We start from the raw sequence: 15,464 nt of genomic DNA on the forward strand, positions 1-15,464 counted from the left end.
GTGTTATATGAAAAAAGGATCTATCAAAATCTATGTTTCAATGGTTCTATTAATTATTATAGTGGCTGGCTTTATACTAATGAACTTACCTAAAAAAGATGATGGTATCATCAAAGTAGGTTACTCAGCAGATACTTTAGTTATTGAAAGATGGAAAAGAGACCGTGAGCTTTTTAAACAAAAAGCCGAGGCTGAAGGCATTCAGGTTATTTTCCATAATGCCAATGAAAACAATGATACACAGGTCTCACAAATTAAGAGTTTAATAGAAGATGACGTTGATGTACTAGTCATCATTCCTTATGATAAGGATGGTATATCAGATGTTGTGAACACAGCTATTGATAAGGGCATCAAGGTTATATCTTATGACCGGCTCATTTCTAATGCCCCTGTAGATGTCTATTTATCTTTTGACAACTATAAGGTTGGTGAGTCCATGGCTTCTGAGCTTTTATCAGAAACCAAAGGCAATTATATCATTATAAACGGGTCGCCTGAGGACAACAATTCATCTATGTTTAGAGATGGCTATATAGAAACCCTTCAGCCTTTTATTGACTCAAATGAGGTAAATGTCGTCAAAGAGGTATGGGCCGATGACTGGCGTGAAGCACCAGCTTATGAAGCGGTTGTAGATGTACTTAACGAGGGAACTGAGGTGGATGCCATTATAGGTGCCAATGATCATTTGGCAGATGCTGCTATCAGGGCCTTATCTGAAAGAGGTCTTGCTGGTAAAGTCTTTGTAGCAGGTCATGATGCTGATGTTTCTGCCTGTCAAAGAATCGTAGAAGGCACCCAACATGTGACCATTTATAAGCCTATTGATACCATTGCTTCAGAGGCAGTAGATATTGCCATCCGTTTGGCCACAGGTCAATCCATAGAAAGTCATGACACCATTTATAATGGTTATGACGTCCCTTATGTAAAATTAGATGTTATTTCTGTAACAGAAGACAATATCTTGGAAACGGTTGTTAAAGATGGTTTTCATAAATATGAAGACGTTTTCCGAGAATAAAGTCATATTACCATATTGACATATGAGTATATAAGGTGTATATTTCACATTGACGGAGGTATATTATGAAAATTATAGACAATAGAAGAAGTGTTAGATCTTATTTAGATAAACCTGTAGAACAAGAGAAGATTGAAAAAATCTTAAGAGCAGCTATGCAAGCACCATCAGCTGGTAACCAAAGACCATGGGAATTTGTAGTTGTTAGAAATAAGACCCTTCTACAAAAGTTATCTGAAATGAGTCCTTATTCTAAGATGGTTGCAAGTGCACCAGTGGCAATTGTCCTTTTAGGAAAAGAAAAGGACTTAATGTTTGAAGAATTCTGGACGCAAGATATGGGAGCCTGTACACAAAACCTTTTACTTGAAATCGTAGAACAAGGTATGGGTGGTGTATGGCTAGGTGTTGCAAGTCAAGATGACAGAATGCAGTATGTAAAAGAAACACTTAGCTTAAAAGAAGGTATGCCTTTTGCTGTAGTGCCTTTTGGCTATACAGACAAAGAGCAAACTTATATCGACAGATATGAAGAAGATAGAGTAACTTATTTAGACTAGCAGATAAATCTGCTAGTATTTTTTTAATCTTAAAATTCTACTAGTAAAGAAACGTTTTCCCGAATTGTCTTAAAAATGTCCTATTAGGTCATTTTTTATTCCATGGAGTGAAAACGTTTTTTTTCATATACTAGGTTTGTAATTAAGATAAGAAAAACGGAGGGGAAACATGAAAAAATTATTATCAATGCTATTGATTCTTGTTATGGTAGTAGGAATCTTTGCTGGTTGTCAAAACTCATCAGATGAGGGTGGTTCTAAGAGCTCTTCATCAGTAGAAATTGGTATTGTATTACCTACAAAGGAAGAACCTAGATGGGTTCAAGATGAAACAAGATTCAAGGATGCTTTAAAAGATTCTGATCACAATGTAGAAATCTTATTCTCACAAGGTGACTCTGCTAGAGAAAAGCAAAATGTTGAAACTTTAATTGCTAAAGGAATCAAAGTTTTAATCATCACACCACATGATGGTGCAGCAGCTGCAGCAGCAGTAGAAGCAGCTAAAGAAGAAGGCATCACAGTAATTTCTTACGACAGATTAGTAACTAATACAGATGCTGTAGATTACTATGTAACATTCAACTCAGTTTCAGTTGGTGCTGCTCAAGGTCAATACTTAGTAGACAATGCTGAAGGTACTGGTAACAAGTTATACTTATATGCTGGTGCTGCTACTGATAACAATGCATTCTTATTCTTTGAAGGTGCATGGAACGTATTACAACCGAAGATTGCTGACGGTACATTTGAAGTTCAAAACTCTTCAAAGGCTGTTGAATACATGAACAAAGCAACATTATCAAGAGAAGAAATGGGTGAAATCATCGAGCAAATTACAACTGACTGGAAACCAGAAGTTGCTAAGTCTAAAGCTGAATCACACATTACTGCAGCACCTCCTGCTGGTAACACATTTGTATTAGCACCAAACGATGGTACTGCAAGATCAATCTTTGATCAATTTGCTAAAGAAGAAGGTTTAACAATCTTCATTACAGGTCAAGATGCTGAAATGCCTTCAATACAATATGTAATCGATGGTAAACAATCAATGACAGTTCTTAAGGATGTTAGAGACCTAGTTAAGGGTGCAATTGGTGCAGCTGTAGATACACTTGAAGGTAAAGCTGTTGAAACAAATGGTTCTTACAACAATGGTTCTGTAGATGTTAAAGCTAAAGATATTCAAGTTATTACTGTAACTCAAGACAACGTTAAAAACACAATTATCGAGTCTGGTTACTATGATGCTAAAGAATTCACAGGTTTAGAATAATCATACATTTAACACGACCAGTTAGCTGGTCGTGTTAATCACTTATGTTTAGGAGTTAATCATGAAGAACATTTTAGAGATGAGAAATATCACCAAGGAATTTCCAGGCGTAAAAGCATTAGATCAAGTTAATTTCCAAGTAAAAGAAGGTGAAATACACTGTCTAGTGGGCGAAAACGGTGCTGGAAAATCAACGCTGATGAAGGTGCTGGGTGGTGTTTATGGGGATGGTCATTATTCTGGTGATATCGTATTCGAAGGAGAGGTACAAAAGTTTTCTAGGATAAATGATAGTGAAAACAAGGGTATTTCAATTATTTATCAAGAACTTGCACTTATTCCTGAAATGTCAGTGTATGAAAACATTTATCTGGGTCATGAAATAGAGTCAGGTGGTGTGATTGACTGGCATAAAACAAGAGTAGAAGCTGTTGAGATGCTTAAAAAAGTAAAGCTGGATGTACACCCAAATACAAAAGTCATTGACTTAGGTGTTGGTAAACAGCAACTTGTAGAAATTGCAAAAGCCTTAAGTAAAGAAGTAAAGCTTTTGATTCTAGATGAACCGACTGCAGCCTTAAATGAAGACGACAGTGATAACTTGCTGGACCTGCTTTTAGAGCTAAAAAAACTTGGTGTGACTTGTATTATGATTTCTCATAAGTTGAAGGAAGTCCTCAAGGTAGCTGATACTGTAACCATTTTAAGGGATGGTCAAACAATATGCTCTTTGGATAAAGAGAAAAATGAAATCAATGAAAAAGACATTATCAAGCATATGGTTGGTAGAGAAATCGATGATATTTTCCCTAAGAGATTAGAAAAGAATATTGGAGATATTTTATTAGAAGTTAAGAACTTAACTGCCTTTGACAAGAAGTTAGGAAGAGATGTTGTTAAGAACGTTGATTTCAATGTCAGAGCGGGTGAAATAGTTGGTATAGCTGGTCTAATGGGTGCAGGCAGAACGGAGTTTGCCCACAGTGTATTTGGCAACTATAAAGGTTATCAGTTGTCTGGTGAGATCTTTATCAAGGGTAAGAAGGTTAAGTTTAAATCACCTAGTCATGCCATTCAAGCTGGACTTGCTTATGTATCTGAAGATAGAAAAGGTAATGGTCTGATACTTGATCAAGACATCAAGCAAAACATCACCTTAGCCAATCTTAGTAAAATAGCTGAGTCTTCAGTTGTCAACAAACAAGAAGAAATTAAGATTGCAGAACACTACAAACAATCACTTAACATTAAAACGCCGTCTATAGAACAGAAGGTGAAAAATCTAAGTGGTGGTAATCAGCAAAAGGTTGCTATTGCCAAATGGCTCTTTGTTGAACCAAATATTCTAATATTGGATGAACCGACAAGAGGTATTGATGTTGGTGCAAAATATGAGATTTATACCATTATGAATGATCTTATCAAACAGGGACTCAGTGTTATTATGATTTCCTCAGAACTGCCAGAAGTACTTGGTATGAGTGATAGGGTTTATGTAATGGCGGAAGGCAAAATGGTTGGTGAACTGCCAATTGAAGAGGCGACACAAGAAAAAATCATGGAAATGGCAACGGTATAGGGGGAATTATGAATACTAAAAATATGATTCCAGGTGCATTAAAAGAAAACATCAGAGATTACGGTATGTTTATGGCACTTGGTCTTATCATCTTGATATTTAACACATTAACAGATGGACTCTTTTTAACACCTAGAGTAATATCTGACTTGATTGACATGACAGGTTATATAGCGGTACTTGCTGTTGGTATGACCCTGGTAATTGTTATCAGACACATTGACTTATCGGTAGGTTTTGTAGCGGGATTTTTAGGTGCAGTAGCAGCTATACTGTCATCAAAACTAGGTATGCCAGTCTTTTTAATCATACCTATTGTTATGTTAATTGGTATCTCAATCGGTACTTGGAATGGTTTCTTAGTAGCCAATATGGGTGTACCTGCATTCGTTGTTACTTTAGCTGGTATGCTTCTATTTAGAGGTGCTCTTATAAGAATCACCAACTCAGAAACAATCTTTACAGGTAATGATACATTCAATGCAATCGGTAATGGTTATATACCTGACTTCATGAATATAGAAGGCTTACATGTTTTAACCCTTTTACTGGGTCTAGTGGGTATTGTGCTTTATATTGTTAATGAAGTGAGAAATAGAAACAAACAAGCATCTTATGGTTTACATGTATCTTCAATGGGCTTATTTATTGCAAAGCTTGTATTTGTATCTGGCATTATCTCATACTTCGTATACCAATTAGCAAGCTTTAAAGGTTTCTCATGGACTCTTTTAATCGTTGGTATTGTAGTCATTGTATATCATTTTGTTACGACACAAACGACTCTAGGTCGTCATATATATGCTGTTGGTGGTAATCCAGAAGCAGCAGAACTTTCGGGTATCAGTGTTCATAAAATCACTTATATCGTATTTGGTTCTATGACCATGTTATCAGCCTTATCGGGTATCCTATTTACAGCAAGACTTCAGTCTGCAACACCGACTGCAGGTACCTTATTTGAACTAGATGCAATCGCAGCAGCTTATGTTGGTGGTGTATCGGCTTCAGGTGGTGTAGGTAAAGTAACAGGATCAATTATCGGTGCTTTAGTAATGGCATCATTAACGAAGGGTATGGACCTTATGAACGTAGGTGTATCGTATCAATATATCATCAGAGCGCTTGTGCTGGTAGCAGCAGTTGTATTTGATGTAAAAACAAGAAATATGCGTTCTAAAAAAGCTTAGACCCCCTAGAAGTAGAGCAGTGATGCTCTACTTTTCTTACATAATTTTACTTTTAATGTACTTTTGAATGTAGTATAATAGAAATGAGCCTAACAAGTTAGACTCATAACTATAACTGAGATGTGGTCCTACTCGGACAACACTTGCTTTGGTAAAAACAACCGTGGTCTTTTGGGAAAAGTTTAGCGGTTGTTTTTCATTTTGTCGATGTATCTAATAGCAAATGTTGCTAGGATTGTACCCAGAACTGTTGCCAACAAGGTTAGAATGAAAATGTTCATATGCACCACCACCTAAAACAATAATTTGTAAAAGCAAGTGTTGTATAGAACCAACCGAATCTCAGTAAGGATATTATATCAAGTAAAATCCGATTTTACAATATATGGAAATCTTGTTTTGGATATGTGTTCGACTTAAATAAGTATAATAGAACTTGAATATAGTCGTAAAAACTATTATACTACTAATATTGTATAGAAAGAGGGAATCATGCAAGTTTATTTAGATTATGCGGCATCTACGCCACTGAAAAAAGAAGTTTTAGATGAAATGCTTCCATATATGACTCAGACTTTTGGTAATGCATCGAGTATCCATGCCTTTGGTAGAAATATGCATAAGGGGCTTGATCAGTCGAGAAGAAACCTTGCTAAGTTGATAGGTGCTTCTTACGATGAGTTTTATTTCACAGGCGGCGGTACTGAGTCAGACAACTGGGCATTAAAAGGTATTGCTGAATCTTATTCAGATAAGGGCAAACACATCATTATATCAGAGTTTGAACATCCAGCTGTTTTAAATGCTGCTAAAGCTTTAGAAAAGAAGGGCTATGAAGTCACTTATATTAAGCCTGACAGTCAAGGCCATATTAAGCCTGAGGATGTAAAGAAGGCTATTAAAAAGGATACCATTCTTGTTAGTATTATGTTTGTCAACAATGAAATTGGCACCATACAGGATGTAAAAACTATCGGCAGTATCTGTAGAGAAAATGATGTAATTTTCCATACTGACGCTGTACAAGCCTTTGGTTATTTGGATATTGATGTAAAAGAAATGAACATCGATATGATGAGCCTGTCTGCCCACAAAATTTATGGACCAATTGGTATAGGTGGTCTTTATATAAGAAAAGGTATTAAGATTAAACCCATTATTGATGGTGGGGCTCAGGAAAGAAAAAGAAGGGCTGGTACCTCTAATGTTTCTGGGGCTGTCGGCTTTTCTAAGGCAGCTAGTATAAGATACGATGATCTAGAAAATATCACATTTGAGCTAAAGAAGAAGAGAGATTATCTCTACGAAGGTTTAAAAGATTTAGATATCCGTTTAAATGGTTCAGAAAATAGACATCCTGGCTCTTTAAACATCTTGTTTAATCACGTCAAAGGTGATACACTTCTAATGAATCTGGATTTAGCAGGTATAGCTGTATCATCTGGTTCGGCTTGTTCTTCAGGTTCAGTTAATCCTTCGCATGTGCTTTTGAGTATTGGACTTTCAACTCAAGAAGCAAAAGCATCGCTTAGGATGACAGTAGGAGATAGCACAAGCTATGAAGAGCTTGACTATGTCATTGAAAAGATGACGGAGATTATTACAAGATTGAGGTAACTATGTTAGACAAAAAGAAAGTCGTTGTTGGCATGAGTGGTGGCGTTGATAGTGCTGTAGCTGCTTATGTCTTAAAGGAACAAGGCTATGAGGTAATCGGTATTACCATGAAGCTTTGGGAAGAAGATGAAGAAAACTATGCAGAAGATTATGGTGGTTGTTGTTCTTTGTCATCAGTAGAAGACGCCAGACTGGTATGTGAAAAGTTAGATATTCCTTTTTACGTCATCAACTACAATGAGCGTTTTATTGAGACCGTTGTTGATAACTTTATTGATGAGTATTTAAATGGTCATACACCGAGTCCATGTATCAGATGTAACAAGTACATCAAATTTGATGAGCTATTAAAGACGGCTCATGGTTTAGGTGCTTATTATGTGGCTACAGGTCATTATGGTATCATCGGCTATAATGAAGACTTAGACAGATATACCATTTCTAAGTCAAAAGAGCTTAGAAAAGACCAGACCTATATGATGTATTCTTTATCACAAGACCAAATCAAACACACATTAATGCCATTAGGTGTATTTGAATCAAAAGAAGAAGTAAGACAAATTGCTGAAAGAGAAGATTTAATAGTTGCTAGAAAGAATGATTCTCAGGAGATTTGTTTTGTTATAGATGATGACTATGCTAGATTTGTAAAAGAGCATTCTAAAAAGAAAATTCCAAAAGGTAAGTTTGTAGACCTAGAAGGCAATGTTTTAGGTGACCATAAGGGTATTATCCATTACACCATCGGACAGAGAAAAGGTCTAGGTGTAACCTTTGGAAAACCAATGTATGTTGTAGAAATAAGACCAAAAACCAATGAAGTGGTTTTAGGTGATAATGATGATGTCTTTAAGACAGAACTAACAGCAAAAGAGTTCAATATCATCACTAAAAAAGAATTAACTGAACCGCTTCAGTGTGATGGTAAGGTAAGATACTCATCAAAGACAGCACCATGTACTATTTATCCTTTAGAAGGTGATAGAATCAAAGCAGTCTTTGATCAACCGCAGAGAGCTGTAACACCTGGACAATCCGTTGTATTCTATGATGGAGACCTTTTGTTAGGTGGCGGCGTAATAGAATAGCTAAGGTATCATATAAAAGAATTAATCGATTGTGATTAATTCTTTTTTTAGGTGGTATAGATTAAATAAGATTTAATGTTATGTAAAATTACACATAGCATTTTTTTATATTTTTGTTGTTTTCTTGAAAATATGGGTAGTATGTCTATAAGGAGAAAGAAAATGAATACACAATATAAAAGACTAGGTAATATCCTTTTAGAGAATAATCTCCTTAGCCAACATGAGTTAGATGAAGCTTTAAGAATCCAAATGGAAGAAAAAAAGCGGCTTGGCGAGGTTTTAATCAACAAAGGATACGTTACAGAATTAGACATTTTAAAAGTTTTGGAGAAACAGTTAAATATTGAGTATGTTAAGATTTCCGAACTAGACATCACACCAGATATTCCAAATTTAATCACAGAAAAAATCGCACGAAGATACGAACTTATTCCCATCAAACTTGACGGGTCTGTCTTGACTATTGCAATGACAGACCCGATTAATTTTTTTGCAAGAGAAGATATCGGACTGATTACTGGGTATGAAATCCAGCCCGTTATGTCACTTAGACACGAAGTGGTCAATGCAATAGACAAGTTTTATGCTAGTAGCGTTTCAGAAGAACTCTATGAAGAACTGAATGAAAACTACAATCTTGATCATTACAGTGATGACATTGATGAATCATCTTTAGCAGAGATCAACAATGCGCCAGTTGTAAAACTCTTAAACTCAATCTTGGAACAAGCAGTCAAACTAAAAGCTAGTGATATTCACATAGAACCTTTTGAGAGCCAAATTAGAGTTAGGTACAGAGTGGATGGTGACTTGATAGAAATGCTGACACCTTCTAAGAGAGTCCACTCGGCTATAGTAACTAGGATTAAGATTATGGCTAAGCTTAATATAGCTGAGAAGAGAGTGCCACAAGATGGCAAGGTTGAAATAGAAGTAGATGGTAGGATTGTAGACCTTCGTATTTCAATCATATCAACCATCCATGGTGAGAAAGTTGTAATCAGACTATTAGATAGATCTTCAAGAGTCCACAAGAAAGATGATATTGGTTTTTCAGAGTACAACATTAGTGTGTTTGATAAGCTCTTAAAATATCCAAACGGTATTATCTTGATGACAGGACCTACTGGTTCTGGTAAAACAACAACACTCTATGCAGCCTTGATGAGTATAAATGAAATTTCTAAGAATATCATTACCATAGAGGATCCAGTTGAGTACAGGATGCGAGGCATTAATCAGACTCAGATTAATAACAAGGCTGGGGTGACTTTTGCATCTGGTTTAAGATCTATTCTTAGACAAGACCCTGACGTGATTATGATAGGTGAGATACGTGATAATGAAACTGCTGAAATTGCTGTAAGAGCAGCAATTACAGGTCACTTGGTATTCTCAACTGTCCATACCAATGATACCTCTAGTACTGTTGCAAGACTAGTAGATATGGGAATAGAACCCTTCTTGTTATCAAGTTCACTGATTGGTGTAATCGCTCAAAGATTGGTTAAGAAGCTCTGCACAAAATGTAGATATGAATACAAAGCCAATATTACAGAAGCTGAACTTTTAGGTATAGAAGTTGGACATGCGCTTTATCATTCTAAGGGATGCCCACACTGCAACTATACGGGCTATCTGGGTAGAACAGCAGTACATGAAGTGCTTCCTATAACCAAGAAAATCAGAACACTTGTAAATGAGCGAAAGACTTCAGATGACATTAAGACAGAAGCCATTGAAGAAGGCATGATCACCCTTAGAGAGGATGCAAAAAGATTGGTTCTAGCAGGTATCACATCTTTAGATGAACTATTAAGAATTACATTTAAGGTAGATTAGGAGGTAACCATTGGCTATTTATAAGTACAAAGTAATGAAGCCAAGTGGTGAAACCATCACTGGTGAGTTAAACAGAAAATCTGAATATGAAGTACAGGGTTACCTTAAGGAAAAGGAATATTTCATCATTGAAATAAAGCCTGCTAAGCAAACTGATATTTTTAATGTCAATGTAAAGAGTAAGGTTAGGGCAAAGGATTTATCCATATTTTGTAGAAAACTACATGCCATGATAGATTCAGGTTTGCCTATTGTTACAGCCATAGATATTCTAAGGGATCAAACAGTAAACTCTAGAATAAAAAGAGCCCTTCATAAAATCTTTGAGGACTTGCAAAAGGGACTTACATTTTCAGAAGCCTTAGCTCGGCGTAGAGACATTTTTCCTGAGAATATGATATTTCTTATAGAAGCTGGAGAAATGTCTGGTGCAATCGATACAATATTAGATAGGTTAGCAATTGACTTTGAAAATGAAGCCAAGATTAGAAACAAGATAAACAGTGCACTGGTTTATCCAGCACTCTTAATTCTAGCAACTATTGCATTGGTAGTGTTTATGATGGTATTTATTTTACCTAGATTCATATACATGTTTGATAATGCAGGTGTAGATTTGCCTTGGTTAACAAGGCAAGTGATAGGTCTTAGTGAATCAATAAAGAGTTTCTGGTATGTTTACTTAATTGTTGTAATAGCAATTGCTGCTGTAGTAAAACTCCTTAGGAGAGAGCCATCAATTAGAAGATGGATGGATAAAGTAAAACTTAACATACCTGGATTTAAAAAGTATAATCAACTCCTAATTACCACTAGATTTACAAGAACTCTTGCTACTATGTTATTTAGTGGTGTACCGCTTTTACAGTCTTTAGAGAACATATCAAGATCTGTAGGGAATATTATAGTTAGCGAGAAGATTGTGGAAGTAACCAAAGAAGTGCGTCGTGGTTCTGATTTAGCCACACCAATTAAAAAGATGAAAGTCTTTCCTAGAATGGTAGATTCTATGATTAATATTGGTGAAGAATCGGGATCTTTAGATGATATATTAATCAAAACAACTAGTTATTTCGATGATGAGTTGGAACACACCATCAAGAGAATGACACAATTGTTTGAACCATTGATGATTTTAGTAATGGGGGTGGTTGTAGGTACAGTAGTTCTATCGATGGTTATTCCAATGTTTGAAATGGCAAATGTGGTTTAGAAAGGAAGGATTGAAATGAAATTTATGAGAAAAAAACTAAACAAAAAAGGATTCTCTTTAATAGAGTTAATCGTAGTAATCGCTATCTTAGCAATTATTGCAGCTGTTGCAATACCTAGATTTGCAGGTATTCAAGATAGATCAACAATAAAAGCTGATGCAACTACTGCAGCTGAGATAATTAATGCTGCAAGAGTACAACATGCTGACACAGGGACTGCTGTTACAGATGGAACTGGTGTAGATTTACCTAATAATGCACTAGATGGTGATTATATGGTAGTACCAGATCATCCTCAAAGTGCTGATGATGATGCATATAATTTAACTTATGATGGTACAAATTACCAAGTGACTTGGGTTGTTAATGGAGGAACATATGATAATGATACAGTGACAGTTTCGGAAGGTGTGGAGTTTAAGTTTGACACAACAACAGCGGGACAAATTAAGTAATAATTAGCTGAGCCATTTGGTTCAGCCTTCTCTTCACATAATAAAACTTATTGTGTGAAGAGAGGTTTTATGGATAAGAAAGGTTCTACTTTAGTAGGGGTTATCTTTGTAGTGATTCTAATGTCAGTGTTTACATTTGAATTGTTTACTCTATCTGTTATAGATTCAAAACTTGTAGTGTAGCAGGATGATAATATACAGTCTAATTATGTTGTTAGATCTACTGTAGAGTTGTTGTATACGAGTTGATTCATTTTCTGGATGTGACTGAAAGAGAGATAAATAGTATATTGAAATAGATATGGAAATGTCTTTTGGTGTAATTGTAATAGTTACTCAGTTTAAGTTAATAACCTATCAATAGGAGCTAGATTGTAGGTGTTTTATTGTTGATTATTGCATCTACAGTGAGCATATTTACTATTATATTATAATGAGTAGTTATAGAGATAAATCCCCTATCCCTATGTAAACATTGGTACCAAGAGCAACAATGTCACTTACACCATTAGAGTTACTATTGATAATAACAAAGATGACGTATTCTATACGGTACATTTTGATTATAGAAGAACAAATACTACGTATTCAGGGCGAGTTATAGTTTAGATGAGACCAAGTGAGGTTGTTATGAAAAATGATAAGAGAGTTAAGAAAAAGATCCTTGTTACACTTGATATTGGTACTAGTAATATCAAAGTAGTTGTAGGGAAAAGACAAGGTGGAAAAATAATTGTAAAGGAAATGATTGCTGTTCAAACACCTGAGAAGTGTTTATCAAATGGTTATATTCGAGATCTAAATGCTATAAAGGAAGTATTAAGTAAGATAGTCCATGATTATAAATTGAAAGGAAAATACACAGTAGTGACGATTAAGAGTTCAGGTATTATAAACCGTGAGCTATCACTACCTTATAATGACGATTTAAGTGCGTTAGATAGGATTATTCATTATGAGATGAAACAATTTTTGACAATTAAACTAGATGAGTATGTTACTCAGTATCAAATTATTGATGAGTATTATGATGAAAAAGTTAAAATGATGAAAGTATTAGTCACCGCTGTTAATCGTGAACTAGTAGACACTTATTATAACTTACTAAAATCTTTACATTTGAAACCTTATGCTTTAGATGTACACTTCAACTCGATTAACAAATTTTTTAGATTATATAACGATAATGTTGTTGCTATGGAGAATACAGTTGCTGTTATCGATATAGGATATAATAGTTCTGATATATCAATTATTTCTGGCGGAACTTTTAATATGAGTCGTACTATAATGCTTGGATCTAACTCTATGGAACATATGTTAAAAGAAGAGTTCAATGTAGATTTCGAGAATGGACAGATTAGACGATTGATTATAAAAGATGGGGAGCAATTTTCTCACAGGATTAATGATGTACTTACGCCTCTTGTTGATGAAATATCAAATGTCATTAGATATCACTTGTCTAGGGATAGCTCAAATAGTGTTGATAATATTTATATTACAGGTGGAATCATAAATCAACCTGAAATTAAAGATTTACTTATTGAAAGGTTAGATTTGCCAACTTTTGAGTTTGAATCATTAGAAAATATAATTACTAATACCCCGATAACGACTGATGTAGCGAGTTATTTTCCAGTACTCGGTGCAATGGTTAGGCTGTAGGAGGTGTTACGATGAGAGACTATAATTTTTTTAGTGAGTATGTCTATACAGAAAGCAAGCTAAGACCAAAAAAATTGATTGTGCCTATACTTTTGATTATTGTTGTTGCAGGTGTTCTTGGAAGTTTCTTTTACTTAGAGTGGAAATTATCTGAAAAAGAAGATTTAATAGCAGAACAAGAATCGTTCTTAAACTCTGATGAGGTTGTTAAGACAAAGCAAGAGTTAGAGGTGCTTGGAGAAGAAGTTACCTATTTAAATTTACTAGGTGAGGAAATAGAACTATTTGATTTAATCCTTCAGCTTGATTATCGGGTAACTGAAGAAATGACTAGTGCACTTCTAAATTCTGTTCCAAGAAATGTATTTTTCACTTCATATGTAATTAATGAGAGGAATATAACAATATCAGGAGAGGCTATAGAGCGAGTTGACGTTGCTGAGTTAGAAAACAATCTTCGTGACTTAAGTATGTTTGATAATGTTTTTGTACCTTCTGTTAGTTACAATGATGAAAGTGAGCATTATGTCTTCACCATTGAAATAACCTTAGAGGATTTCATGCTTGAGATGACTCAAGGAGGTGAGCCAAATGACGAATAGAGAAAAAGGGTTTTTAGTAGTATTGTTTATAGTAGTCGTTATATTTGGATTTTATTATTTCTTTATGCAACATCAATTAGATGATTTAGATTCTTATGATAGTCAAATTGCTGCTAATGAATCAGCAATACAGGCTCATCGTTTGGCAAAGGCGAATTTAAAAAACGTTAGAAGTCAGAAAGAAGACTTAGAACTATCTTTAAGTGAGTTTTATAGGGATTTTCTACAAGATATAGAACAAGAAGAACTAATATTGTTGGTTAATGAGATTCTGGTTAGATCCAATGTTGAAGTTGATGCATTAAATTTTTCTGATTTTAATAATATTTTGTTATCAGCTTTAGATTACGATGAAATGACTATGACAGTTGATGTTAATGGAACATATGCAGATATAATTAACTTAATAAGTTCGTTTTGGAGATTTGATCATAACATATATGTTAAGGGTTTCAATTTGGAAAGAGTTGGCGAACAAGAGAGCGATGTGGAAGAACAGACAATTAATCCAGATAACATAACTGGTAGTGTAACTATAGCATTTGTTAGAGTGAACAACGAATATGCATCAGATGTAACTCTATTTGAATGGTATAATGATGTTTATTATGATAAGGAAGATCCATTTACTCGTGAAGACTTTTCTTATCTATTTGATCCTAATTACTTCTATACAGGTACAGATGTTGCTTTTTATAATGAACCATTCGAAGGTTTTAACGATACAGCTGGACATTGGGCTGAAGAGGTGATTAACTTCTTTGGTAGAAATGGTTACATCATTGGAGATGAATCTGGTAATGCTAGACCGGATGAACCGATGACTAGACTTGAAACTGTTTTACTACTGGATTTAGTATTTAGATGGGAACTTCAAGATGACTTTGTAGAACTTCAGTCTTTTGCAGATTATGATACCATCGATGCTTTATCTGATATTGAAAAGAAAGCTTTATTAAAAGGATACAATTCAGGTTATCTATTTGGATATGAAGACAATACTTTAAGACCTTATAATAACATATCTTATGAAGAACTTGGATTCTTAGGTAACAACTTATTAGGTTCTGAGATTACATGGGCTGATGTAGCCAGTGAAATCAGTGAGAACTTTGGTTATGAATCTGTGGGGATTCAAACACCTACAGCACCAGCAACAAGAGCTGAGATCATTTATTTCCTTTCTTATATAAATGATAGATTAGTTGACTAGATTTGGGCGACGTCATGAGGCGTCGCTATTTTCTTTTATTAAGAAAGTATAAAAGACACTTAAACAATTATAAAGAACCTTTACAAATATCTTGTAGAGGTATATTATTAAGTTGTAATTAGCACTC

At 34.9% G+C, this 15,464-nt stretch carries 13 protein-coding genes; all 13 read left to right on the forward strand.

The window, feature by feature from the left end:
- The first annotated feature begins 7 nt into the window (after positions 1 to 7).
- The 13 genes from EZV73_RS13305 (at position 8) to EZV73_RS13365 (ending at position 15,337) form a co-directional block, all read left to right on the forward strand.
- The gene (locus tag EZV73_RS13305; RefSeq protein ID WP_240840825.1) at positions 8 to 1,027 is read left to right on the forward strand and encodes a sugar ABC transporter substrate-binding protein; all 1,020 of its coding nucleotides are present in this window, start codon (positions 8 to 10) and stop codon (positions 1,025 to 1,027) included.
- Between the two features lie 65 nt (positions 1,028 to 1,092).
- Complete coding sequence (locus EZV73_RS13310) at positions 1,093 to 1,587, forward strand: nitroreductase family protein (RefSeq protein WP_240840826.1); 495 nt, start codon at positions 1,093 to 1,095, stop codon at positions 1,585 to 1,587.
- Positions 1,588 to 1,756: 169 nt separating this feature from the next.
- Positions 1,757 to 2,866, forward strand: a complete 1,110-nt coding sequence (locus EZV73_RS13315) for a sugar ABC transporter substrate-binding protein (protein WP_240840827.1) — start codon at positions 1,757 to 1,759, stop codon at positions 2,864 to 2,866.
- Between the two features lie 61 nt (positions 2,867 to 2,927).
- Positions 2,928 to 4,445, forward strand: a complete 1,518-nt coding sequence (locus EZV73_RS13320) for an ATP-binding cassette domain-containing protein (RefSeq protein ID WP_255813363.1) — start codon at positions 2,928 to 2,930, stop codon at positions 4,443 to 4,445.
- 8 nt (positions 4,446 to 4,453) lie between these two features.
- A complete protein-coding gene (locus EZV73_RS13325) occupies positions 4,454 to 5,635 on the forward strand; it encodes a sugar ABC transporter permease (RefSeq protein WP_240840828.1) in 1,182 nt (393 codons plus the stop codon).
- Positions 5,636 to 6,127: 492 nt separating this feature from the next.
- A complete protein-coding gene (locus EZV73_RS13330) occupies positions 6,128 to 7,252 on the forward strand; it encodes a cysteine desulfurase family protein (protein WP_240840829.1) in 1,125 nt (374 codons plus the stop codon).
- Between the two features lie 2 nt (positions 7,253 to 7,254).
- Positions 7,255 to 8,340, forward strand: coding sequence for a tRNA 2-thiouridine(34) synthase MnmA (mnmA, locus tag EZV73_RS13335; protein ID WP_240840830.1), 1,086 nt, complete (start codon positions 7,255 to 7,257; stop codon positions 8,338 to 8,340).
- A 162-nt stretch (positions 8,341 to 8,502) separates the two neighbouring features.
- The gene (locus EZV73_RS13340) at positions 8,503 to 10,185 is read left to right on the forward strand and encodes a GspE/PulE family protein (RefSeq protein ID WP_240840831.1); all 1,683 of its coding nucleotides are present in this window, start codon (positions 8,503 to 8,505) and stop codon (positions 10,183 to 10,185) included.
- Between the two features lie 10 nt (positions 10,186 to 10,195).
- Positions 10,196 to 11,398 carry a type II secretion system F family protein gene (locus EZV73_RS13345; protein WP_240840832.1) on the forward strand — a complete coding sequence of 401 codons (1,203 nt, stop codon included), beginning with the start codon at positions 10,196 to 10,198 and terminating at the stop codon, positions 11,396 to 11,398.
- Between the two features lie 15 nt (positions 11,399 to 11,413).
- A complete protein-coding gene (locus EZV73_RS13350; RefSeq protein WP_240840833.1) occupies positions 11,414 to 11,854 on the forward strand; it encodes a prepilin-type N-terminal cleavage/methylation domain-containing protein in 441 nt (146 codons plus the stop codon).
- Positions 11,855 to 12,484: 630 nt separating this feature from the next.
- Positions 12,485 to 13,522, forward strand: a complete 1,038-nt coding sequence (gene pilM, locus EZV73_RS13355; RefSeq protein ID WP_240840834.1) for a type IV pilus assembly protein PilM — start codon at positions 12,485 to 12,487, stop codon at positions 13,520 to 13,522.
- Between the two features lie 11 nt (positions 13,523 to 13,533).
- Complete coding sequence (locus EZV73_RS13360) at positions 13,534 to 14,124, forward strand: PilN domain-containing protein (protein WP_240840835.1); 591 nt, start codon at positions 13,534 to 13,536, stop codon at positions 14,122 to 14,124.
- Positions 14,114 to 15,337, forward strand: a complete 1,224-nt coding sequence (locus EZV73_RS13365; protein ID WP_240840836.1) for an S-layer homology domain-containing protein — start codon at positions 14,114 to 14,116, stop codon at positions 15,335 to 15,337. Before EZV73_RS13360 ends, EZV73_RS13365 begins: the two co-directional genes overlap by 11 nt.
- Positions 15,338 to 15,464 lie beyond the last annotated feature (127 nt).

This window comes from Acidaminobacter sp. JC074 (genome assembly GCF_022496765.1).
Lineage (GTDB): Bacteria > Bacillota > Clostridia > Peptostreptococcales > Acidaminobacteraceae > JABXKX01.

What these genes read in the sequence shown, in the direction of transcription:
- EZV73_RS13305 (WP_240840825.1), top strand. Translation starts at nt 8, where the DNA reads ATGAAAAAAGGATCTATCAAAATCTATGTTTCAATGGTTCTATTAATT.
- EZV73_RS13310 (WP_240840826.1), top strand. Translation starts at nt 1,093, where the DNA reads ATGAAAATTATAGACAATAGAAGAAGTGTTAGATCTTATTTAGATAAA.
- EZV73_RS13315 (WP_240840827.1), top strand. Translation starts at nt 1,757, where the DNA reads ATGAAAAAATTATTATCAATGCTATTGATTCTTGTTATGGTAGTAGGA.
- EZV73_RS13320 (WP_255813363.1), top strand. Translation starts at nt 2,928, where the DNA reads ATGAAGAACATTTTAGAGATGAGAAATATCACCAAGGAATTTCCAGGC.
- EZV73_RS13325 (WP_240840828.1), top strand. Translation starts at nt 4,454, where the DNA reads ATGAATACTAAAAATATGATTCCAGGTGCATTAAAAGAAAACATCAGA.
- EZV73_RS13330 (WP_240840829.1), top strand. Translation starts at nt 6,128, where the DNA reads ATGCAAGTTTATTTAGATTATGCGGCATCTACGCCACTGAAAAAAGAA.
- mnmA (WP_240840830.1), top strand. Translation starts at nt 7,255, where the DNA reads ATGTTAGACAAAAAGAAAGTCGTTGTTGGCATGAGTGGTGGCGTTGAT.
- EZV73_RS13340 (WP_240840831.1), top strand. Translation starts at nt 8,503, where the DNA reads ATGAATACACAATATAAAAGACTAGGTAATATCCTTTTAGAGAATAAT.
- EZV73_RS13350 (WP_240840833.1), top strand. Translation starts at nt 11,414, where the DNA reads ATGAAATTTATGAGAAAAAAACTAAACAAAAAAGGATTCTCTTTAATA.
- pilM (WP_240840834.1), top strand. Translation starts at nt 12,485, where the DNA reads ATGAAAAATGATAAGAGAGTTAAGAAAAAGATCCTTGTTACACTTGAT.
- EZV73_RS13360 (WP_240840835.1), top strand. Translation starts at nt 13,534, where the DNA reads ATGAGAGACTATAATTTTTTTAGTGAGTATGTCTATACAGAAAGCAAG.
- EZV73_RS13365 (WP_240840836.1), top strand. Translation starts at nt 14,114, where the DNA reads ATGACGAATAGAGAAAAAGGGTTTTTAGTAGTATTGTTTATAGTAGTC.